Annotated in this window: 23 protein-coding genes; 14 read left to right on the forward strand and 9 right to left on the reverse strand. The window is 43.3% G+C overall.

Annotation, left to right across the window (positions count from 1 at the left end):
• Positions 1-73 precede the first annotated feature (73 nt).
• On the reverse strand, positions 74-1,003 hold the full coding sequence (locus ACED28_RS17745; RefSeq protein WP_012601290.1) for a carbamate kinase: 930 nt from the start codon (positions 1,001-1,003) through the stop codon (positions 74-76).
• 526 nt (positions 1,004-1,529) lie between these two features.
• Entirely contained in the window at positions 1,530-3,551 is a 2,022-nt protein-coding gene (locus ACED28_RS17750; protein WP_371710371.1) for an acetoacetate--CoA ligase, read from the reverse strand.
• Positions 3,552-3,750: 199 nt separating this feature from the next.
• On the opposite strand from ACED28_RS17750, the gene phhA reads away from it, so the two are divergent.
• From phhA to ACED28_RS17765, 3 genes are all read left to right on the forward strand, one after another.
• Positions 3,751-4,545: a phenylalanine 4-monooxygenase gene (phhA, locus tag ACED28_RS17755; RefSeq protein ID WP_012601282.1), complete on the forward strand. Its 795-nt coding sequence runs from the start codon at positions 3,751-3,753 to the stop codon at positions 4,543-4,545.
• Positions 4,535-4,873: a 4a-hydroxytetrahydrobiopterin dehydratase gene (locus tag ACED28_RS17760; RefSeq protein WP_102257696.1), complete on the forward strand. Its 339-nt coding sequence runs from the start codon at positions 4,535-4,537 to the stop codon at positions 4,871-4,873. The genes phhA and ACED28_RS17760 overlap by 11 nt, the downstream gene beginning before the upstream one ends.
• A 144-nt stretch (positions 4,874-5,017) precedes the next feature.
• On the forward strand, positions 5,018-6,118 hold the full coding sequence (locus tag ACED28_RS17765; protein ID WP_371710372.1) for a Fic family protein: 1,101 nt from the start codon (positions 5,018-5,020) through the stop codon (positions 6,116-6,118).
• 124 nt (positions 6,119-6,242) lie between these two features.
• On the opposite strand, the gene ACED28_RS17770 is transcribed toward ACED28_RS17765, so the two are convergent.
• Together ACED28_RS17770 and ACED28_RS17775 are read right to left on the reverse strand one after the other, a co-directional pair.
• Positions 6,243-6,977, reverse strand: coding sequence for a HEPN domain-containing protein (locus ACED28_RS17770; protein WP_371710373.1), 735 nt, complete (start codon positions 6,975-6,977; stop codon positions 6,243-6,245).
• A 5-nt stretch (positions 6,978-6,982) separates the two neighbouring features.
• Positions 6,983-7,474 carry a hypothetical protein gene (locus ACED28_RS17775; protein WP_371710374.1) on the reverse strand — a complete coding sequence of 164 codons (492 nt, stop codon included), beginning with the start codon at positions 7,472-7,474 and terminating at the stop codon, positions 6,983-6,985.
• A 418-nt stretch (positions 7,475-7,892) separates the two neighbouring features.
• Here ACED28_RS17775 and ACED28_RS17780 point away from each other — a divergent pair, with 418 nt between their 5' ends.
• On the forward strand, positions 7,893-8,102 hold the full coding sequence (locus ACED28_RS17780) for a DUF3283 family protein (protein WP_004732615.1): 210 nt from the start codon (positions 7,893-7,895) through the stop codon (positions 8,100-8,102).
• A 96-nt stretch (positions 8,103-8,198) separates the two neighbouring features.
• Positions 8,199-8,915, forward strand: coding sequence for a YebC/PmpR family DNA-binding transcriptional regulator (locus ACED28_RS17785; protein WP_009846045.1), 717 nt, complete (start codon positions 8,199-8,201; stop codon positions 8,913-8,915).
• A 193-nt stretch (positions 8,916-9,108) separates the two neighbouring features.
• Here the strand turns inward: ACED28_RS17785 and ACED28_RS17790 are convergent, their stop codons facing one another.
• Positions 9,109-9,360, reverse strand: coding sequence for a DUF2798 domain-containing protein (locus tag ACED28_RS17790; protein WP_012601276.1), 252 nt, complete (start codon positions 9,358-9,360; stop codon positions 9,109-9,111).
• 84 nt (positions 9,361-9,444) lie between these two features.
• Between ACED28_RS17790 and ACED28_RS17795 the strand changes: the two genes are divergently transcribed.
• From ACED28_RS17795 to ACED28_RS17805, 3 genes are all read left to right on the forward strand, one after another.
• The gene (locus tag ACED28_RS17795) at positions 9,445-10,347 is read left to right on the forward strand and encodes a LysR family transcriptional regulator (RefSeq protein WP_371694797.1); all 903 of its coding nucleotides are present in this window, start codon (positions 9,445-9,447) and stop codon (positions 10,345-10,347) included.
• 12 nt (positions 10,348-10,359) lie between these two features.
• Positions 10,360-11,235 carry an NAD(P)-dependent oxidoreductase gene (locus ACED28_RS17800; protein WP_012601274.1) on the forward strand — a complete coding sequence of 292 codons (876 nt, stop codon included), beginning with the start codon at positions 10,360-10,362 and terminating at the stop codon, positions 11,233-11,235.
• Between the two features lie 441 nt (positions 11,236-11,676).
• Positions 11,677-13,287, forward strand: a complete 1,611-nt coding sequence (locus ACED28_RS17805) for a methyl-accepting chemotaxis protein (protein WP_371710375.1) — start codon at positions 11,677-11,679, stop codon at positions 13,285-13,287.
• A gap of 198 nt (positions 13,288-13,485) precedes the next feature.
• On the opposite strand, the gene ACED28_RS17810 is transcribed toward ACED28_RS17805, so the two are convergent.
• Positions 13,486-14,400, reverse strand: a complete 915-nt coding sequence (locus ACED28_RS17810; RefSeq protein WP_371710376.1) for a LysR family transcriptional regulator — start codon at positions 14,398-14,400, stop codon at positions 13,486-13,488.
• A 127-nt stretch (positions 14,401-14,527) separates the two neighbouring features.
• On the opposite strand from ACED28_RS17810, the gene ACED28_RS17815 reads away from it, so the two are divergent.
• Positions 14,528-14,965 (forward strand): carboxymuconolactone decarboxylase family protein, encoded by a 438-nt coding sequence (locus tag ACED28_RS17815; protein ID WP_371710377.1) that lies wholly within the window; start codon positions 14,528-14,530, stop codon positions 14,963-14,965.
• Positions 14,966-15,070: 105 nt separating this feature from the next.
• Here the strand turns inward: ACED28_RS17815 and ACED28_RS17820 are convergent, their stop codons facing one another.
• From ACED28_RS17820 to ACED28_RS17830, 3 genes are all read right to left on the reverse strand, one after another.
• Positions 15,071-15,856, reverse strand: a complete 786-nt coding sequence (locus tag ACED28_RS17820; protein WP_135383514.1) for a hypothetical protein — start codon at positions 15,854-15,856, stop codon at positions 15,071-15,073.
• A gap of 80 nt (positions 15,857-15,936) precedes the next feature.
• The gene (locus ACED28_RS17825; protein WP_371710378.1) at positions 15,937-17,307 is read right to left on the reverse strand and encodes a hypothetical protein; all 1,371 of its coding nucleotides are present in this window, start codon (positions 17,305-17,307) and stop codon (positions 15,937-15,939) included.
• A 220-nt stretch (positions 17,308-17,527) separates the two neighbouring features.
• A complete protein-coding gene (locus tag ACED28_RS17830) occupies positions 17,528-18,457 on the reverse strand; it encodes a LysR family transcriptional regulator (RefSeq protein WP_102445577.1) in 930 nt (309 codons plus the stop codon).
• 353 nt (positions 18,458-18,810) lie between these two features.
• Between ACED28_RS17830 and ACED28_RS17835 the strand changes: the two genes are divergently transcribed.
• The 5 genes from ACED28_RS17835 (at position 18,811) to ACED28_RS17855 (ending at position 22,337) form a co-directional block, all read left to right on the forward strand.
• Positions 18,811-19,491: a hypothetical protein gene (locus ACED28_RS17835; RefSeq protein WP_371710379.1), complete on the forward strand. Its 681-nt coding sequence runs from the start codon at positions 18,811-18,813 to the stop codon at positions 19,489-19,491.
• A gap of 87 nt (positions 19,492-19,578) precedes the next feature.
• The gene (locus ACED28_RS17840; protein ID WP_371710380.1) at positions 19,579-20,277 is read left to right on the forward strand and encodes an ABC transporter ATP-binding protein; all 699 of its coding nucleotides are present in this window, start codon (positions 19,579-19,581) and stop codon (positions 20,275-20,277) included.
• Positions 20,265-20,522: a hypothetical protein gene (locus tag ACED28_RS17845; protein WP_371710381.1), complete on the forward strand. Its 258-nt coding sequence runs from the start codon at positions 20,265-20,267 to the stop codon at positions 20,520-20,522. The genes ACED28_RS17840 and ACED28_RS17845 overlap by 13 nt, the downstream gene beginning before the upstream one ends.
• Positions 20,513-21,562: an ABC transporter permease gene (locus ACED28_RS17850; protein ID WP_371710382.1), complete on the forward strand. Its 1,050-nt coding sequence runs from the start codon at positions 20,513-20,515 to the stop codon at positions 21,560-21,562. Before ACED28_RS17845 ends, ACED28_RS17850 begins: the two co-directional genes overlap by 10 nt.
• Complete coding sequence (locus ACED28_RS17855; protein WP_371710383.1) at positions 21,555-22,337, forward strand: outer membrane lipoprotein-sorting protein; 783 nt, start codon at positions 21,555-21,557, stop codon at positions 22,335-22,337. The genes ACED28_RS17850 and ACED28_RS17855 overlap by 8 nt, the downstream gene beginning before the upstream one ends.
• Positions 22,338-22,345 lie beyond the last annotated feature (8 nt).

The following is a 22,345-nucleotide window of genomic DNA, read 5'->3' on the forward strand; positions in this document are numbered from 1 at the left end:
GAGAAGCTGCTTAGTAAACAAGCGAATGATGACAACTACCTTGAAAAACGCCGGTGTTTATCACTCGATAATCTTAGTAATAAACAATACCTTCGCCTTTTGTAATCAGAGTACCAGCTTCATTGGTAATTATTTTATCTAAATCAAATAATGAACCAATCGCCGCATTACCCAGGCCAGCTTCAACGAATTTACAAACGGCATCAATTTTTGGTCCCATAGAACCGGCAGGGAATGAAAATTCTGCTAAACCAGCAGGCGTTGCTTGCTTCATTTCTGCTTGGTCTTCTTTACCATAGTTACGGAAAATCGAACCATCGGTTAAGATAATAAATAAGTCGGCATGGATTTTTTCAGCGAGTAGTTCGGCCGTAAGATCTTTGTCAATGACGCACTCTACGCCAGTACTCTTACCCTGTTCAATACTCACGGGAACACCGCCGCCGCCACAAGCGATAACAAGATTTTCTGTATCTAGAAGAGTTTCAATTTGCTGAATTTCAACAATGCTTTTTGGCATAGGAGAAGGCACAACGCGTCGGTAGTACTCGCCATCAGCTTTAAACTGCATTGTGCTTTGAGCCATTAACTCTTTAGCTCGTTGCTCTGTATATACAGGGCCAACAAATTTAGTCGGGTTAGCAAACGCAGGGTCTTTTTTGCATACTTCAGTTTGCGTGACTAGCGTCGCTACGTCTAATTCAGGGTCAATGTTTCTGAGCTCTTGTTGTAACATGTAGCCCACCATGCCACAGGTTTGAGAGCCGAGTACATCCATTGGGTATGGTGTCGTCTCTGGCGAATATTCGCTATAAGCCGCGTTTTGTTCCATCAACAAACCTACTTGTGGGCCATTACCATGAACGATAACAATCTCATGCTCGCGTGCTATCGCAGCAATACTCGCCGCTGATTTGATTATATTTTCACGTTGGTTCTCAGCCGTTAATGCTTGGCCTCTTGCTAAAAGAGCGTTACCGCCTAAAGCTAATACTATGCGCATGATAATGTCTCCGATCATTTAATAATGATTTTATTTATTTTACGTAGGGATTAACCGCTTGTTTCTAATTAAATTCAAGCTTATTAATAGGAGTGACTAGTTTTTTAATTACTCTTAAGTAATTAACATGCCGAGATAGTATGGGAAAATAACTGTTCTAAATGTGATAGCTATCAAATTATCATTTCACTAGAAATGGAGCTGTGGAAACGGGAGTTATTGTAATTCGATTAAATATCCATAAGCTTGGATACAATCCAGTAGTGGACTCTTTTTTTGTATAAATGATTCGTCTTTAGTGAATATTATCTCTGGCTATAAAATGATTAATTTTCAAATTTTGTTTTAAATATGACGTTCAGATCGCATTAAGATCTTTAGAAAAGGCACGAAGCCAAACAGATGAGAGGGTTCATGAGCTCAAAGAGTGGCTTCGATTTAGTTTTCAATCGGCTGCCTTTACTCTAGATGTTATCTGACAGCCAAGTGAAAATTGGAGATAGTTAGCCACTTTCTAAGGCTAAAGCTAAAGCGAAACAACGCGCTTTATTTCTTCCAAAACCTCGGCGTTAGCGATAGCCCCGAGGTTTTCTACACTCTTACCATTGATGACCTGTTTCACTGCCAGCTCCACCAGTTTGCCAGAGCGTGTTTTTGGCACGTCGCTGATCGCAAATATCTGGCTTGGCACGTGTCTTGGTGAACAGGATGATTTGAGTTTACTTCTGATGGCTGTCAGTAACGTTTCATCTAGACTCACATCTTGCTGCAGTTGGACAAACAGCCATATCTGCTCGTTGCGGTCGATGTCTTTACCGACGGCTATCGAATCAACAATGCCTTCAATAGTGTTCACTTGCTGGTAGATCTCAGCGGTACCAATTCGCACGCCACCGGGGTTGAGTGTGGTGTCGCCTCGTCCGTAGAACAGGTAGCCACTATGTTCGCTCTGTGCTACTTCATCTCCGTGATGCCACACATTATCGAACCTATCCCAATAGGTGCTGTGGTAGCGCTCTCCGGTGTCATTCCAAAAGCCTGCGGGGAAGTTGGGTAGGGAGTTTGTACACACCAGTTCGCCACGTTCATGATTAACCTTGTGACCAGACGAATTGAACACCTTGATGTCGACGCCGAGCCCTGCCTGTTGGCACTCACCACGATACACCGGCGAGATAGGGTTGCCTAAAACAAAGCAGCCACAAATATCCGTGCCGCCAGAAATAGACGCCAAATGTAGGTCTTGCTTGATGTGTTTGTAGACGTAATCGAATTGCTCAGGGTAGAGCACTGAACCCGTCGAGCACAGTGTTCTTAAGTGGGGAAGAGAGTGGCTGTCGATCGGTGAGAGTTCCGCTTTCTCAATCGCTTCTAGGTACTTGGCTGAGGTGCCAAATGTCGATACATCAGCTCGCTGCGCTAAATCCCACAGAACGCTAGGTTGCGGATAAACCGGGCTACCATCAAAGATCACCAAACAAGCCCCGCTGGCGAGCGCAGAGACGTGCCAGTTCCACATCATCCAACCACAAGTGGTGTAGTAGAACACGCGATCTCTTGGTTTAATATCGCAGTGAAGTTGATGCTCTTTTAGGTGGTTGATGATGGTGCCGCCAACAGAATGCACAATACATTTTGGCTTGCCGGTGGTGCCAGAAGAGTAGAGTACGAATAATGGTTCATTGAAGCCGATACGCACAAATCGAAGAGCTTTTGTCTGATAGTGATTAATGATGCTGTGCCAGCTTAGAATCGACACATCATGTTCAACTTTTTTCTTCTCTAAATCACGAGTCGGTTTCAAATAGCCGACCTGACACACCTGTTTTAATTCGTTTAAGTGTTTGATGATTTCACGGTTCTTGTCCGTCATATCGAACGTTTTGCCATTGAAGGTGTAGCCATCACAGGTAAACAGCACCTTGGGTTTCACTTGGCCAAATCGCTCAATCACACTCTCGACGCCAAAATCAGGCGAGGTTGACGTCCAAATCGCCCCTAAGCTGGTGGTTGCCAACATCGCGACCACGGTTTGCGGCAGATAAGGAGTATAAGCGGCGACTACATCGCCTTGTTGTACGCCACAATCCACGAGCCATTGTTGAACGCTAGAGACTTCCTCACACAAGGTTTGCCATGTGTAGCTTTGCTGTTCGCCACGTTCGTTCTCAAACCAAATCGCAAGCTCGTTTGGCAACGTTTTTGCTGGATGCAGTAAGTTTTCGGCGTAATTAACTTGAGCATTAGGAAACCACACCGCATCGCGATTCGATTTCGGCTGCTGCCAGCGACTTTCACCTTGAGTTTTGATGTGCTCGCTTTCTGCCTTGTTAATACAGTCTTGCGAACCCACCATTCCACAAAACTGCCACATGTTCTGCCAAAACGACTCCGGTTGCTCTACAGACCATTGATGAAGCTCCGTGTAGTTTTTCAATTTCCGCTCGAATACGCCCTGTTGATCGAGGTTATCCATAAATCGGGTTACGTTAGCGTGTGCGATACGCTGGTCGCTAGGTTGCCAAATTGGCTTATTGCTCTCGTGCATTCCTTTACCTTTAACAAAAAGTTAACGATTTCAGTCTGGTATTTAGGTTTTACAAAGTCAAAAGATCAGCAAAATAAGGGGTTGTCGGAATTGTGTAAATAAAATGTTACACGAATGCCCGTTTCGAAAAATCGTGCAAATTGGCGGATATAAGGAGTAGAGATAGGCTTAAAGTGAGACATTCGAAAGGAGGTGTGTAATGACTCAATATCATTCTAAGCCCGTGAGCCAAGAGGGATGGGTTGAGTGGAGCCTCGAAGAAGACGCCATTTGGCACGACTTAGTGAAAAGGCAACTGGACGTCATTAATGACCGCGCATGCGATGCTTATTTGCACGGTTTGACCCTGCTGGATCTGCCATTAGACAGAGTTCCCCAGCTGCCAGAGATAAACAAAGTGCTAATGGAAACAACAGGTTGGCAGGTTCAGCCTGTGCCCGCATTGATCGATTTCGACCGATTCTTTGATTTGCTCGCTAATAAAAAATTCCCAGTTGCGACATTTCTGAGAACGCGAGATGAGTTCGATTACTTACAAGAACCTGATTTCTTTCATGAAATTTTCGGCCACTGTGCCATGCTCACCAATGCCGATTTCGCGGCTTTCACTGAGCATTATGGAAAACTAGGCCAAGCCGCCACATCTAAACAGCGCGCCTATCTTGCCCGTTTGTATTGGTTTACGGTTGAGTTCGGTTTAGTAAAAGAGGGACAAAAACTGAAAATTTACGGCGGTGGTATTCTCTCGTCTCCGGCGGAAACCATGTATGCATTGGGTGGTGATTTGGCGGTTCGTGAGCGGTTCGATCTGCAAACGGTGTTAAGAACTCCTTATCGCATCGACATCATGCAGCCGAAGTATTACGTGATCGACGAGCTGTCTGAGCTCTTCCAAATCAGTCAGGAAAACCTATTACAGCAAGCTGATCTCGCCATCGACGCGGGGCTACTACCACCACTTTTTGAACCCAAGGAACCAACACATGTTGAATGAACAACAATGCGAAGCCTGCAGTATCGACGCGATTGCCCTAAGTAAAGACGAGCAACAGTCTTTATTGTTGGAGTTGTCTGACTGGCAAATCATCGAGAGAGACAGCATCCCACAGCTTGAGAAGGTGTTTAAGTTTAAGAACTACAAACAAGCGTGGGCATTCAGCAACAAAGTGTCAGAATTGGCGGAAGAAGAGTTTCACCACCCTTCGATCTTACTGGAGTGGGGCAAAGTCACCGTCACTTGGTGGAGCCACTCAATCAAAGGTCTGCACAAAAATGACTTCATCTGCGCCTCACGTTGCGATGTGTTCGCGGTGAGTGAATAGACTTTTGGGTTTCGAGGAGCTGTCTTTCTTATCTCTGTGATGCGATTATCTGATTATTCAGCTCATAATGTGAGTTGAATAATTACCTTAAACAGCTCATAGTATGAGTTGAATAAGTGATACTTTCGCATCATGGGGCGTAATATGTGGATTTGGCAGCAAGATAATTGGCCAAACTTTGTTTGGGATAATCAGAAAATAGGCGTGAGGTTAAGAGAAGTACGGCTTAATCAGGGCATTCTATTGGGCAAGATTGCCTCACAGTCTGCGGATCAATCCCAAACCATGCTCGACACCTTATTAGCGAACATAGTCCATTCCAGTGCGATTGAGGGAGAAAAGCTTAATGCTTTCTCGGTCCGATCTTCTTTAGCCAATAAACTCGGTGTCAGTGAAGATCGACCTTTTCCTACGACAGAACAAACCGATGGCCTGGCTGAAATTATGTTGGATGCGGTGCAGAACCTAACAGAGCCACTAGCGCTTGATCGGATTTTACATTGGCACGATAGACTGTTTCCTCAAGGTTACACCATGTTTAACCCTGTAGTCGGAGGTCAGCTAAGAGGTGACACTCCGATGCAAGTTGTGTCAGGAAGAATTGACCGCCCAACCGTGCACTTTGAAGCACCTAGCCGAGACATTCTTGATGCTGAGTTAGATGTGTTTATCACATGGTTTAATGGTTCACTTTCCGATGAATCACTCGATCCGTTACTGAGAGCAGCGATAACCCACCTTTGGTTTATCACTTTACACCCGTTAGATGATGGTAATGGCCGTATTACTCGATTGTTGACTGACTTGGCGTTAGCACAGGCCGAGCAGCAGTCGGTACGTTTCTATGCGATGTCGGTGGGGATTCTCGCTAACCGCAAGCATTACTACGAGATATTGGAGCGAACCCAGAAAGGGGGACTCGATATTAGCGAATGGTTGATGTGGTTCTTAGATACGTTAGACGAGACGTTTACAGGCGTTTTCGCTGAGGTCGACCAAACTGTATATAAGACCAATTATTGGCGATGTGTTGATCAAACCAAGCTTACGGCAGAGCAAGTAAAAGTGTTGAATAGGATGCTCGATGGTGATTTTTCAGAAGGTATAAATGCTAGTCAATATAAAAAGGTAGCGAAGGTAAGTAGTGCCACTGCAACACGTCATTTGAACGCTTTGATTGAGCATGGCTGCTTAGTCAAATCTGGTTCTGGTGGCAGAAGCACGCGCTATCTGTTGCCGGAGTAGAGCAAATCCATTCAAAAACTAAACCAAGTAGTCAGTTTAAGCGTTTTGGTTCACCAAGAATCTATCAACCATTAAACTTTAAATTTAGGTGAAAGTTTAATGGTTGTATTCTGCGTACAAAAACTCATCTATTCATTTCTAGTGTTTGTTTTTCATTTTTAAAACAGAACCAGAATGAACCTTGATAGTTAAGTTTACTAATAACCAATAGATAATTCGTGTTTCTCATGGTCACAATCATATCCCAGATTGGCTCATCGAGGTCTCTATCCCATCCATTATGCACAATCTTGTTGCGAGTATTTATAACTTTGTTAATTGAGTTTTCTTCGCGTTTATAATAGGAAGTTAGTTGAAGTTCTTCCATAAGATACTTTATTCTGTTTTTTAGTGATTGTTGATTAATAATTCGATCAGAGTTGTTAATGTTACTGGTTAGTTTATCAATATTGATTTGTTGTGTACTTGAACCAAGAGTTAATTTTACTTTAGTAACAAAATCACGCCTTAAGATCTTCCACAACCGTTGAGGTATTATGGTTTCATTTTGAGAGGCTAATCCCTCTAGGGCTGCAACTAATCTAATCAACGACCATTCATCAATAACTGGTGTCATTCGCAGGTTAGCTATTGCTTGATAGATTCCAGAGTTAATGAGTTCTTTCATCGTTAAATTGCTAGTCATACAGTGTAGCAGGAACTCTTTCCATGCTTTTTCGTCTCTTCTCATTGGATTTATCTGATTAGAGAACTTTTCTTTTGATCTAGATTTTATATATTCAAATGCTACTTGCGTATCTTCATTGAAACTATATTTAGATTCCCATTCAACTGTAGTGCTGCGGCAAAATGTCAGCATCGCTCCTAATATTTTGATCTGCTCCCGTCAATTTGATCATTTAGCTCCTGGCAATACGGTTCATCCGAAGAAACCACTCGTGGGAGCACAACTTCAACCCGATCTTTATACATTCTGAAACTGCAACCTTGATTGGACTCCCAAGACAGATTGTTGTGTACAAAATATCGTTCACCGGAATTGGGTAAAACATACATTAGTTTGCTTATCTTATAGGTCGAAGAGCGATAAGATAGTCTTGAAAGAACTCCTTCAACTTCACGAGCCGATGACTTGTTTACATTTAGGCTTAGTTCCAAACTAATATTATCGTCGTCATGGCTAAGTTTTATTGTAGAAACATTTGCGCCACAGATTAAATACTGTGGTGAAGTTAGGTTGACTGTATGGTTGCCACATTTGGTGTCTTGAATCAGTTTTGCAATCAACTGGTTGTCTTTTAAGGAATTCTTGGTGAAGCCTACCGGGTCACCTTGCATAAATTCTTGATACATCATCCCCACTCCGGAGTTAGCTTTTTTACTTAATTAATTCACTTCTTTGGAGATTACTATATTACTTTCAAAGAATTAGACTTGTTTTGTATAAATCGTGATTAAATAGTTGATTTTAAAATCTAATTCAAACTAAGTCCCAAAATCCTTAAAGGCAACAATCCTTTTTAGTTGTGACAGTGACACCTGTTCTATCTGTTTTTCATATTATTGTTTGAAGTTTTAGAATTGCCTCATTCTTTACAGACGTTCCGTTTTTGCCTTTTTACTAAGCACATTTTCCCAAACTTAGCTTGACCTGCATCAGCGACTTGCTTGGTTTCTTGTCTCATAAACCCTTTCTATTGCTCATAGTATTGGTTTTATGAGGCTGCTCTATGATATATTTCTCGGCCAAGCGTATTACAGACGAAGGCTAATAATGTCTATCAACCTTTCACTCCTTCCACCCAGTGAGAAAAATAAAATCGAACTGGATAAGCAAGCATCGTTTCTTGTTTGGAAACTGAAGCAAGCGAAATGTGGCCCTGAAGCCATTGTTGAAGAAGCAATGAAGCTAGGTGATCCAGAAGAAAAGGCTTGGTTTGATCAGTCTGTAGAAAAATACAAACGAGTAATGGGTGTCGCATAAACGCAGACAAACCTTACCCAGCAAAGCTGTTGAATTGAAATGACACAGTAATTTGCTAGAATTTGCACCGTTAATTGAATCAGAGAGAAGATCCCGATGGGAAGAAGTTTTGAAGTGCGCAAGGCCTCAATGGCGAAAACTGCAGGCGCAAAAATTAAAGTTTATTCTAAATACGGTAAAGAGATTTACGTACTGGCTAAGAACGGCAGCTCTGACCCAGACATGAACTTACCTCTTAAGCACCTGATTGCTAAAGCGAAGAAAGACCAAGTACCCGCTCACGTTATCGACAAAGCGATCGATAAAGCGAACGGCGGCGGCGGTGAAGACTTCCAACCAGCTCGTTACGAAGGTTTTGGCCCAGGTGGCACAAGCGTAATCGTTGACTGTCTAACTGACAACGGTAACCGTACTTTCCAAGACGTTCGCCAATGTTTCGTTAAAACTGGCGCGAAAATCGGTGTTGAAGGTACTGTTTCTCACATGTTCGCTCACCAAGCTGTATTCCAGTTTGCAGGCGAAGATGACGAGATCATCCTAGAAACGCTAATGATGGAAGACGTAGACGTGACTGACGTTGAGCTAGAAGACGGTGTTATCACTGTATTCGCTCCAACGACTGAGTTCTTCAAAACGAAGACAGCACTAAACGCTGCGTTCCCAGACCTAACGCTAGACGTTGAGGAAATCACTTTCGTTCCTCAAACAACTACGCCAGTAGCTGAAGAAGATTCTGAGAAATTCCAGAAGTTCTTAGACATGCTTGACGACTGTGATGACGTTCAGCAGGTTTACCACAACGCTGAGCTGTAATATCAATCTATAATTGATAGCTTTGCTCTTGTGAGTAGAATGTAGAATACAAAAAACCGAGCCTAGTGCTCGGTTTTTTTATGGGCATAATTCAGACGTTTATCCGTGAGCATGACTCTTTGATCGCAGCCCCTTGATCGCAGCCCCTTGATGGCAGCTTCTAGATCATAGCTCCTAGAGCATAAGCCCTTGATCATCGTTCCGTGACCTCCGGTATGCAAAGCGCTCTCGGGCGACAAATCCATGCTGAGAGTTTTCTGATCAAAGGAAGCACGGTGAGGTTGAGCGTGATAGCACACGGCCAAGCAATGAAAAAGCTTTGCAGCCAGATTGGCGGCCACTCGGGGCTGAATCCCATTTTGTAGCCAGAAATTAACCCAGACATGATAGTCGCCATGGTCAGGGAGGATAAAATCGCGGTTACCCAAAATTGCTTGTTGTTCATACTGTGTTCTCCCGTGATTTTCTGTTGTTGATGAGATAAGGTTACATCTATCCATTAATGAGAAAAATAGGCACATATAGAAGTATGAATTCCATATTTGGAAACATTGATGATCTGTTCTTATTCTGTGCAGTGGTTGAAGAGGGCTCTTTGCTATCGGCTTCTAAACGGCTGCAACTCCCAGTGTCGACTATGTCGCGTCGGTTAACCGCATTGGAAGATCGCCTGAATATCCGACTTTTAGAAAAGAAAGGTCGTGAGCTGGTGGCCACCAAAGACGGCGAGGCGGCCTTTTCTGCACTGAGCAGCGGCATGGAGTCGATTCATCAGGGCTTTAATAGCTTGCTAGAAGAGCGTGACGCTATTCAAGGCAAGATAAAGCTCGCCGTACCTCACAACTTCTATAGTGGCTTTTTAAGGTCGATGGTAGAGCAATTCCTCACTCAATATCCGAACGTTCAGCTCGATCTTACCTTGAGCCAGCAACAGTTTATCCCGCAGACCGACCGTGACTTACTGATCACGTTTAAGATCTCAGAGATGGAAGGCATGATTGCTCGTCCACTTTTCAAAGCCAAACACGGATTTTTCGCGAGCCAAGAATACTTAGATTCGCGTGAGACGATTGAAAAGCCGGACGACCTAGAGCTTCAAGACTGGATCAACGTTGATGATGTGTTTGATATGCCGCTCTACAAATCCGACCGCTTAGAGCAGATGATCACGATTAAACCCAAGTTCATCGTCAACGATATTCATGCGGTGGCGGCCGCAGCGCAAAAAGGTTTGGGGCTTGCTTCATTGCCTTTTCGTCATGTATCCCCTGAGATGAATTTGATTCAAGTGCTCCCTGAGTATCATCGGGGTGATCGCCAAGCGTATTTAGTGTACAAAGAAAGAAAATATCAGCCAAAGGCTTTGACCCTGCTTATTGATGCGTTGATTGAGAGTGTTCGATCTTTTCATAGCGATGACTTGGTCAAATAAAAGGAGAAAGAAATGAAAGTAAGTTTTATCGGGCTAGGCGTTATGGGCTTCCCAATGGCAGGCCACCTAGTCAAAGCCGGTTTTGAAGTAACGGTGTTTAACCGCACTCACAACAAAGCATTAGACTGGGCTGATAAACACCAAGGTAAAACGGCAGAATCTGTGGCTGAGTGTGTCGCAGAAGCTGACGTGGTATTGGTTTGTGTAGGTAATGATGACGACGTACGTAGTATGACAACTAGCGAAACAGGCGCATTGGCAGCAATGAAGCCAAACGCGATTCTTGTCGACCACACTACAACGTCTGCTGTGCTGTCTGAAGAGCTTGAAGTGGCAGCGAAGCAAGCTGGTGTTCGCTTTATGGACGCGCCAGTGTCTGGTGGCCAAGCGGGCGCAGAAAACGGCGTGCTAACCATCATGTGTGGCGGCGAACAAGCGCTTTTCAACGACCTTCAACCTGTGTTCGAAGCTTACGGTAAGTCGTCAGTTCTGATGGGTAAAGTCGGCCAAGGCCAACGCGCAAAAATGGTTAATCAGATCTGCATCGCGGGTGTATTGAACGGTTTATCTGAAGGCTTGGTACTTGCTGAAAAATCAGGTTTGGATATCCCAACTCTGGTTGATTGCCTTAAAAACGGCGCAGCAGGTTCATGGCAGATGGAAAACCGCGCGACCACAATGGCGCAAGACAAGTTCGATTTCGGCTTCGCCATTGATTGGATGATCAAAGACTTAGGTTTCTGCTTAGATGAAGCTGAGCGCCAAGGCATCCAACTTCCACTGACCGAAAAAACCAACAACGCTTACAAGACACTGTCTGCCCAAGGACAAGGCCGCATGGATACCTCGGTATTGATGAAAGCCGTAGTTGAAGAGACTAAGAAGTAGAAGAGACGAAAAAGTAGAAGAAACTAAGAAATAGAAGAATTTGAATAGTAGACGAGATTAAGTAGAGAGACTAAAAGTCGTCGAAGCTTCGTTCTGTTTTGACAAAATAGCCGCTAACTAGCGGCTATTTTTTATTTTTAATCAAAAAGAAAAATAACATATTTTTCAACAATGTAAGTGGTTGTAAGCTTGTTTTGGTTGAAAGTCCATCAGCACCGTTCGTGTGCTGCGAGATCTGTATCAATTTCACTTCACTCTATGCTGTGAATTGTTTAATTGATCAAGTTATGTTGCTATTCCATTACAAAATAGTTGAGAAATAATCACTGCCTGAACTGGTCTTTTTAGGTGGTTGGCTTATAAGTCAATGATAAAATAATAAAAAAACGTGATATGATAGTCATTATTAGTAAATTCCCATGCATTATTTTTCAGGATTATATGAAATCAATATCAACAAAGCTTCTTCTAGTTCCACTGCTCTTTTCTATCTTTTTAGTTGTAAGCAACTTAAAAAGCGAAGCTACCTCAAATGAGGTTATGGACAGTTTTCACTCTGTGTACGAGGACCGAGTCATTCCGTTATCTGATTTGAAAAGAATTTCGGATTTGTATGCGGTAAGCGTGATTGATGCGGCGAATAAATACCATGTGGGAATGATAGAGCAGGCGGCTTTTTATTCTGGTGTTTCTGTTGCGATGAAAGAGGCTCATGAGCTATTCCTTCATTATCTGGCAACGCAGCTAACAAGAGAAGAAGAGGGGTTGGCAAAAGAGCTTCAACTTAAAATAGATAAGGTAGAGCGAGAAGTACCATTAATTCTTGATAAACATAGAAATATGATGATTGATGATTCTGAGATGATCACTCAGCTTTATCTCCTTGTCGATGATATGGGAGGTGTTCTTGGTGAATTGATCTCATTGCAATTGGACGTCGCTAAGGAAGAATTAGCCCATTCTGATTCAGTTTTAGAATCCAACTCTTCTTTCTCATGGTGGTTGGTTCTTTTTTCTTCTATCGTTGCTTCTGGTTCATCTTATTTCCTAGTGAAAAGAGAATTGAGAAATTTACCATTGATCGTAAATTGGATTAAAGCCCTTGAGAATGGACGTTTATCGGACGTTAAGTTGAAAGAGGGTGGAAATGAGCTCGACACTATTTCAGATTCTTTGTCTCAACTGTCTGCAAAATTGAATGATATCCTGTCACAGGCAGGTGTAAGCATGAATTCAATTAACCAAAAGCAAGAAGAGTCTTTAGCTCTGATAGAGAGATCCCAGAGTAACTCTTTGAATGAATTATCATCGGTAGAGCAAATCGCTACGGCCGCGACTGAGTTATCTTCAACAGCAAGAGATGTTGCAGACAACGCACAAAGAGCTGAGCAGTCAGCGATGGAAGCGAATGACATTATTCAGCTAAGCCATGGAACATTGAAAAACTCAACTGACACGACAGAAGAAATTTCTGAATCAATATCAGAAACTCAAACGGTCGTGAATTTACTTAGAGAGCACTCAGAGCGTATCAGCAGTGTTGTTGAGGTAATTAAGAACATCTCTGAGCAAACCAACTTGTTAGCGCTTAATGCCGCGATTGAAGCGGCTAGAGCCGGTGAGCAAGGAAGAGGGTTTGCTGTTGTTGCTGATGAAGTAAGAGCTTTGGCTGGGAAAACTCAGCAGTCCACTATCGATATCCAAGAGATCATTGCGCAGTTACAAGACCAATCTAAGCAAGCGGATGAATCTATGGTGAAAAACGTTGAACTGATGCGCCTAACAAAGTCTACGACTGATGAGCTTGCTCAATCTTTTCATTCGATATCAGAAAAGGTTTTAAGTATTTCAGAAGTGAATGCCATCGTTGCTACGGCATCAGAAGAGCAAAGTGCCGTTACGACAGATATATCGACACAACTTGAAAATATGAACGTACTGGTTCAACAAAATATTGAAGGCATTGATCAATCAGCTCAAGCAAACCAAAGCGTTGTTGAAGTAACGAAAGAACTCAATTCAGAACTAAGCTTTTTTAAGTTAGACAAATAACCAGTCGATGCTAGTGTGCTTTTTCTTTAGAAATTAAGCCCCCTTGATTTAGATGTAATAATTGAGACCATGACAAGATAGCCGCCATTGAGCGGCTATTTTTTTGTCTGGTATATGTGCTATCGAACACATTTCGCGACTGATCCACATCGATGTACGGGCAAAGCGGCGCCTGTAATCTAGTTAGACTACGTGAGATTAATGCTGCGGAACGCGCTTCAAAGACTCTAACTTTTCAACTAAAAAATCAATAAACAAGCGTACATGAGGTCTTGGATATTGAGTATTCTTATATATTGCGAATATTTCGCCACTCCCTTGCTCACTGTGCATTGAGGTCCATTGAGGGAGTAACTCCCTTAACTGTCCATTTTCTAAGTACGGTTTTAGCATCCAGTCAGACAGTAAAAGAACGCCAACTCCGCTAAGCGCAGCATGTAAAAGAGGTGAGCCGCCTTTTGATATCAAATTGCCTGTCACTAACACTTTTTTGTTAACTGCATTTTTCTTAAAGTACCAATAGTTTTTTTGCCGTTCATGGCTTATCAGCAAACAGTTGTGATCTTGCAACTCTTCGGGTTTATCGATAGTTCCGTACTTTTCAATATACGACGGGGCTGCGACCAATGATGCGTTATTGGTCAGTAGATTACGAGCCTTGAGTCGACTGTCTTGTGGTGTACCAATACGGATAGCGACATCAATATTTTCACTATTTAAATCGACCACGTTGTTATCCAGCTCTAACTCAACTTGTATCTTAGGGTATCGCTCAAGGAACTCTGGAATTAATGGAGTAAGACACAAATTACCAAAGCTTTCAAAAACCGAAACTCGCAGTAACCCTTCTGGAATGCCTTGATTTCCTTGCATTTCTTCTAACAGGCTATTGCTATCTTGTAAGATTTTGGCTGATTTTTGGTAAAAATATTGACCTTCTTCAGTCAGTATTAACTGTCGTGTACTGCGTTTAAAAAGCGAAGATTTAATCTTACTTTCGAGGTTATCTATATTTCTTGCGACCGAAGATGGAGCCATATTGAGAGCCTGAGCTGCCTTAGAAAAACTTCCAGATTCCACGACTTGGTCAAATATTTTGATTAGATCTAACACATGCTCACCTTTGCGTTTTGTGCATAACTGATTCATATAATATGTGTATTCTGCTTATATTTCGAATTGTGCACAATAACGTTGTCGCATTGATAGCGATATTCATCAATCAAATTAGGGTGCCCAAATGTTAAAACGTATCGATCTCGCGCAAGTTCAACCTGACGCTTTAAATGCAATGCTATCTATCGAAGGTTATTTATCTGACGTGGAGTTATCTAGTGAGCTAAAAGAGATGATCAAAATCAGAGCATCCATTATCAACAAATGTGCTTACTGTATTCAAATGCACACAGATGAAGCGTTGAAGATCGATATCTCTCAGCAAAAGCTGTTTGCTCTCGCAGCATGGCAAGAGTCGCCACTCTTCAATGACACTGAGCGCGCAATTTTGACTCTAACGGATGAAATGACGCTGATTTCGAATTCGGGTGTTTCGGATGCGACTTATCAGCAATGTCTAAGCTTATTAGGAGATGAATTACTCGCACAGTCTATGATGCAAGTAATCATGATTAATGCTTGGAATCGCTTTGCACTTGCCACAAAAATGACTCACGGATAAAAATTAAAATCAGAACAAGTCCATGTAACTGAAGATCAAAAAAGGTTACAGGCTCTTGTGAGCTTGTAGCCTTCTAAATTAATTAGTTCTAGTGCTTTTTGTATATTAGAAATCAAAAGAAAGGCTGAAATCCCAGTAATTCCAATCTGAATTATTTAAATCAAAATGATGCGATAGATACGGTTTTACACCCCATAGATTGAGTGTGAAACCAAGGTTAATGTAGCTATCGGCCTGACTCTGTGTTTCACGATAATCATAGTCAATGTTTTTGAATGATAACTTATTGTAGTGCTGTTTATCATGGCCATATGAAGTTGATAAATTTAGCCAGTTATTAACTTCGTAGCTCGCACCAACTAACTTGTTCAAATAGATACGCTCGTGCCTGATTCGCGTATCCCAATTTGAACTTGAGAGATCTTGTCGATCGATGTATTGAGCGTCAAAGTTTGAGAAGAAAACGGTGTTTTGGTATTTGAAAGCTGAAAATATACCCGTGGTGTACACTCCCGTTTTATCTGTATTTCCACCAATGGAAGCTGATACCTCATTGTAGACTTCATCAAATAAGAAGAACGAATACCCGAGTCCTATATCACCAAATTGGTCGGAGTCGACGGAACCAAATAAACGCCATTCATCATTGATATTGTGGGATGCATTAAGTGTAAAGACGTATTGGTTTGAATAGTCGCCTAAGAAGTTACTTTGGCTCATGGTGACGTCGAATGTTTGATTTACAAATTCGACATAGTCAAACGTGTCATCGGTATTTGATGCTATGTGGGTAGCAGTATAGGGTTCGGCACTGTAGGCGATGTTACTCGCGACTAAAATAGAAAGTGGAATAGTGAAAAAAATTACGTTGCGAAAGGCTTGTATAAGCAAAACAAATGTCTCGGTAAATGATGTCCCTATTATGGATAGAAGTAAGCCCTGTATCGGTCAGGGCTTACTGTTCATTTAAATTAGCCGCGAGCGTTCATTACGCGGTTTTTAAGTTGTTGAATGTTTTTCTTAAAGTTAGGGTTTGAACCAATGTGGCTCTTGATGTTGTCGACGGTTTGTTGAGCTACATCATTCAAGTAAATACCATCAATTCGACCTGACTCTCTGTCGACTGTAATGTGAATTTCACCGCCTTTAGTTGATTCGATGTAACCACCATCTGTACTGATGTCACCAGTGATGTGATTGACTAGCTTTCCGTTTTCGTCGTAAACCTTCACACCATCGTTATGGTGACGCTCATCAATGACGTAACCATCGATTGCATCGTGTGTTGTAATCATCCAAACGTTGTCACCTACTTTAGCTAACTGACGGCCATTGTCAGCGTCTGGCGTTGCTTCAATTGGGTTTGCTGGGTCGATTTGAATCGGGTGACCTAGTGTTGGTTTCCATTCCTTCACAAGGTTGTGGTCGCTGTCGCGAACGTAAACAGTACCGTTTTCAATGCTTAAGTAGCCATCGACTTCACCGTGAGTCGATACTTGCCACATGTTGTCTGCAATTTGGTCAACTTGACGGCCATTGTCAGCGTCTGGCGTTGCTTCAATTGGGTTTGCTGGGTCGATTTGAATCGGGTGATCTAGTGTTGGTTTCCATTCCGTCACAAGGTTGTGGTCGCTGTCGCGAACGTAAACCGTGCCGTTTTCAATGCTTAGGTAGCCATCGACTTCACCGTGAGTCGATACTTGCCACATATTGTCTGCAATTTGGTCAACTTGACGGCCATTGTCAGCGTCTGGCGTTGCTTCAATTGGGTTTGCTGGGTCGATTTGAATCGGGTGATCTAGTGTTGGTTTCCATTCCGTCACAAGGTTGTGGTCGCTGTCGCGAACGTAAACAGTACCGTTTTCAATGCTTAGGTAGCCATCGACTTCACCGTGAGTCGATACTTGCCACATGTTGTCTGCAATTTGGTCAACTTGACGGCCATTGTCAGCATCTGGTGTTGCTTCAATTGGGTTTACTGGTGTGTTTTCTACTGGGTTAACAGCGTCAATATTAGGTAAGTTACCAGGTAAGTCAGAACCGTTCGAGCCCGATGTGTTGCTTGAAGAACCACTGAATAACCCTGCAACTAATGCCGCAGAGGTCGCGCCAACCATTGCCCAACCGCCTTCACTGTCTTTCTGATATAAGTTGCCATCGACAACAGCGACAGAGCTTTCTTGTGCTTCAAGCTGGGCTAGAACCGATGCGTCAATTGCTGAAATTTGATTTTCGATCAAAGCATTAGTTTGCTTATTTGCTTCAACAACATTTACTTGTTGTGCCAATGTTCCGAATGAAATCATTGAAAGAATAGTTGTGGCTAGTATGGTTTTTTTCATTAATTAGCTTCTCAAAGAGTTTGAACGTTAGTTACGCGTCTATGCGGTTAAGTTGGCGTTCTTGCCGTTGATGAAGAGAATAATGGGTGCCGGATTTTTGTGCTAATGGCCAAAAGGAACATCGCTATTAACCAATGGTTAATAGCGATGTTTTGATTGCAAGGTGGTTCGCAAAGGCATCTTTCCTCAAGAGGTTGCTTACACAGATACCGTAAATAGGTTATTTATCCCAATCTTCGAGAAGCTGGGTAATGATACTTAGCAGCCATTGTTGCGTTGGGTCATTTTTATCTTTTATTGGGTAATAGACCAGTATGTCTTTTACTAAGTTCTGCTCTGTATCTATAGGGCTCAAGGCTTTAAGGTTTGGGTATCGTTCGATATGAATATACCCTGTTGAAGGGAATAAAATGTTGGTTTCAGAAATGGTTTCCAAGATCGCAGATGGGAGCTCCGAACGGAAAACGATGTTCGGTTGAAGTGTTATGTCAACCTCTCGAATAATCTTTTCAGCAAAGGATTCTTTTAAGTTCCAATCGGCAGCGATAAGCGTCGCAATTGGGTAATTTTGAACATCGGAAAACTCAATGCGATCTTGTATGGGGTGATCTTTCCTCACATAGACTCGAAACTGGTCTTTGGTTATCAACTGGCACGCAATATCTTTCCTAGATAATGGAAGGTCGTAATTGATGCCGAGTTTACTTGTGCCTATAGAAATATCTTCTAGAGAACTCTTTGACCAGTTAACTAAATGAAGCTCAACGTTAGGAGCTTGTTGATGAATTTCAGTAAAGAGATCTTTCCCTATTGCGTGTAATAGAAATGGAGAGATCGCAATTGTGAGTTTTCCATTAAGATCACTCGGTGCAAATTCTTGAAGTGACTTGATGTTATTATTCAAAGTGTCGAAGGTTGGGGCGATCTTTTGTGCCAGGTTGTCAGAGAATGGTGTCGGGCTTAACCCTCTAGGTACTTTTAAAAATAATTGGTCATCAAAATGATGACGTAGTCGATTGAGTGACTTACTTAGTGCTGGGGCCGATACATGAAGGCGTGTTGATGCTTTTTGAAGGTTTTTTTCTTGGTAAATAACTAGGAAAGTGCGTAACAGGTTCAAATCCAAATTATTGTAAAAGTCTTTGGCCATCCTTGCCCCTTAATATTTGTATAAAACGAAATGGCAATTGAACATAACGAGGGCGTGTTGTGAGTATTATCTGTTAAACGCGTTATTGTCAATTAAGTAGTTAAGATAGCTGAAAATCAGTTTGATTAATAATTTAATCGAGCTAAATTCGTTATGCACTTCGCTTAAAATCGCCCGCAGCATTTTTTAAGTTAATTGAAAATGCGAGATACTGCCCTTTTCATTTTTCTCTGCCCACTCACACCGCCTCTCAACCATTCACTCCTCGTAATTACCATTCGTCGCATTGATAAAACGGCATGACAAATTCTCGTTAACTTTTCAACGTCAACATTTGAAAGGGAATAGAAATCATGACTACTTCACACTCATTTAATTCAGGCTCTACCACTTCTCTGCTTAAGCGTTCATTACTGATTGCACTTGTTTCATTCGCACCCACTTTGGCGCAGGCTAACCCAAGTTCAGACGTTCTTGATATCTACAACCAAGCCGCGCAAGGCAATGAAGACTTGGTTGAAGTAGCGTATGAACGCTTGAATGACACGTTACAACAAGATGGTGCTACGCCACTGACTTTGGTTTATCTAGGCAGCACAGAAACCCTGATGGGGCGTGATGCGTTCTTACCTTGGAACAAGATGAATTATGTCGAAAAGGGCTTATCAACCATTGATAAATCACTGGTGCTGCTTAAAGACGAAGACCAACCGATTCATGAGCAACCTCGTGTTCAAGGGCTGCCAGATTCTTACCTAACTCGCGCAATGGCCGCCGTTACTTACACCTCTCTGCCAGACATGTTTAACCATTTCGATCGTGGTTATGACTTGTTCCTCTCGTTACTTGCGGAAGATGATTTCCAACAACAACACTTCGCTGCGACCTCGTGGATTTACCGTTACGCCATTACCGCTTCGATTCGTGCTGAAGACTTCAAGCAAGCACAGGTGTGGCTAGAACAAATGGAAACTGCTGATGCTGGCAACATCGAAACTATGACGGCGAAGGCCCTAATAGCGAAAGCCAAGTAACAGTTGCCAAAGCCAAATAACAGCTGTGAAAGCTCAATTGCGGCTTGCGATAGCTTGATAATGGATTGGTAATAAGAGGACAACGAAATGATTGAATTTAAAGATATCGGCAAAGCATATGTCACGGGCGGTCAACGTGTTGATGCACTAAACGGGGTCGACGGGCACATCCAGCGCGGTGAAATGGTGGCGCTGTGTGGGCCATCAGGTTCTGGCAAAAGCACACTTTTGAATATTGTTGGATTGTTGGATATGGATTACCGAGGCGAGATCAATATTGATGGAAAAGCGTATCCGACAGAGCAAATAGCCGCTGCACGTTTTCGTCGTCAGTCGTTGGGGTTTGTGTTTCAACGCTTCAATCTGGTTCCTGTGATGACCGCGCTCGAAAACGTCGCTTACCCATTGATGTTGAACCAATGCTCGAAACAAGAACAACAGACCAGAGCGCAAAAGATGTTAGAGCGTGTTGGGCTAGGAGATTACGTTCATCACCGTCCAGACAACCTTTCAGGCGGTCAGCAGCAACGTGTTGCGATAGCCAGAGCGTTGATTCACAACCCAAGCTTGGTGATTGCCGATGAGCCGACTGCGAGCCTAGACAGTCACACTGCGAACCTTGTGATCGACATTATGAAAGAGCTCGGCCACGAAATGGGCACGACTTTTATCGTCGCAACGCACGACCCAAGAATGGCGCAGCGCTGCGATCGAGTAATTGAACTTATCGACGGACAACTAGCTCCACAAGCTGTAACTACGGAGGCGATCTCATGGGCAAGTTAACACAAAGCATGAGCACGTTTTTACTTCCAACTTCGGTGCGTTTGGCGTGGCTTAATTTATTAAGAAATGGTCGCCGCAGTCTGCTTTCGGTATTGATTATCGCCATTGCGGTATTTGCGCTGACGTCGGCAGGAGGTTACGGGCTTTACACCTACGAATCTTTGAGAGAATCGACCGCTCGAGATACTGGTCATCTTACTTTGAGCACACCGGTTATTTTGAGCAAGATGAAGACATGCCGCTGAGCAATGGTCTCGATAATGTTCAAGCGCTCACCAAGAGCATTATTGGTGACAGTGATGTGCGTGGTGTGCAGCCGCGAGTCTACTTCAGCGGTTTGGTGTCTAACGGCAGCAAATCGACCATCTTTATGGGAACGGGCGTTAATGAGCGTGAGTTCGACATGAAAGGACCATTCCTTGATGTACGCAGCGGGCAAACCCTGTCGGATGTGAGATCTCCAAGATACGACAGCCAAGAGCCACAAGTGATGCTGGGAACTGACCTTGCTCGTAACCTCAAAGTTGCGGTTGGTGATTGGGTGACACTGCTCGCGACCACCAGTGACGGTGCTTTGAACGCTTTTGATTTTAAGGTGCAGGGTATTTATTCGACAGGGGTTCCTGAGTTGGATAAGCGTCAGCTTTACGTACACATCACCACAGCCCAAGAGCTTTTGGCCTCAGACAAAGTCAGCACCTTGTCGGTGTTCCTATTTGAAACAAGCAAGACTTCGACCGTTCAACAACGCGTTCAAGCGACTTTAGATCGAAATAGCGCTAGCCAAAACGATCAAGGCACAGAGATCGAGATCACTCCGTGGCAAGATCGCGCGTTTTTCTACACCAAGGTTAAAGATCTTTACGACCGGATCTTCGGCATCATGGGTGCTGTTATGGCATTGGTGGTGTTCGTGTCTTTGTTTAACACTATGACCATGTCGGTGACAGAACGTACTCGTGAAATCGGCACCTTGTCGGCACTCGGGAGTTACCCCTCTGAAATCGTCACAGGCTTCTTAAAAGAGGCGGGATTGCTGGCTGTGATTGGCAGCGCGATAGGCGCATTAGTGAGTGGCTTAGTGTCGGTGTTATTGCTGGTGGTTGATATCCAAATGCCACCACCTCCGGGTCGAACCGAAGGCTACCCACTCAACATTTACTTCTCATTAGAATTGGTTGGTTACGCTACTTTAGGTGTGCTGACGATATGTTCGCTGGCAGCTTATTTCTCTGCTCGCAAAGGCGTGAATAAGCCAATCACGGAGGCGCTGGTTTATGTATAAATTTACTCGTTTACTCACTGTTTTAGGTTCTGTATTGGTTCTGGTTTTAGTATCGACACCAAGCTGGGCGGTTGATTCACAACAAGTCACTGAGATGATTGCCAAGGCAGACAGCTATCGTTTGAACAGCGCACAAGCCTCTAAGGTAGTGTCTTTGGTGGCGCTGTATCAAGACGAGCAACTGGACAAAACCCGTGAATACAACGTCTACACAAGGCCAAACCGAGAGTCATTAGTGGTCTTTAAATCAGCCGTTGAGGCTGGTCAAAAGATGCTGATGATAGAAGATAATTATTGGCTACTGATGCCGAAATCTCGTCGCCCAATTCGTATCACACCGATGCAAAAATTGTTGGGTGAAGCCTCGGTGGGCGATATCTCGACACTCACTTGGAGCGAAGACTACCAAGGTGAGTGGGTTGCCGAGCAACAAGTTGAGATGCCGACTGGCGAGACGCTCGATACTCATCATCTAAAGCTAACGGCGAAAACCAAGGGTGCGAGTTACCAGTCGATTGATCTGTGGTTAACGGCAGACCGAGCGTTTCCAGTTAAAGCGGATCTTTATCTGCGTTCAGGAAAGTTGGCGAAACAAGCTTGGTTTACCGAAGGCGTGCGTGATGGATTACCAACAGTGGTATCGATGACCTTGCTCGATAAGATTCAGCCAAGCAAGAAAACCGTGATTGAGTATAGCGAAGTGATTGAGCAAAGCTTGGAAGACAAGTATTACAACCCTGCCTACCTATCGCGTAACAGCGTGTCTGGGCTGTAGGTGAGCGT

It is taken from the genome of Vibrio sp. 1F253, assembly GCF_041439295.1.
In the GTDB taxonomy this organism is placed as follows: Bacteria; Pseudomonadota; Gammaproteobacteria; order Enterobacterales; family Vibrionaceae; genus Vibrio; species Vibrio tasmaniensis_A.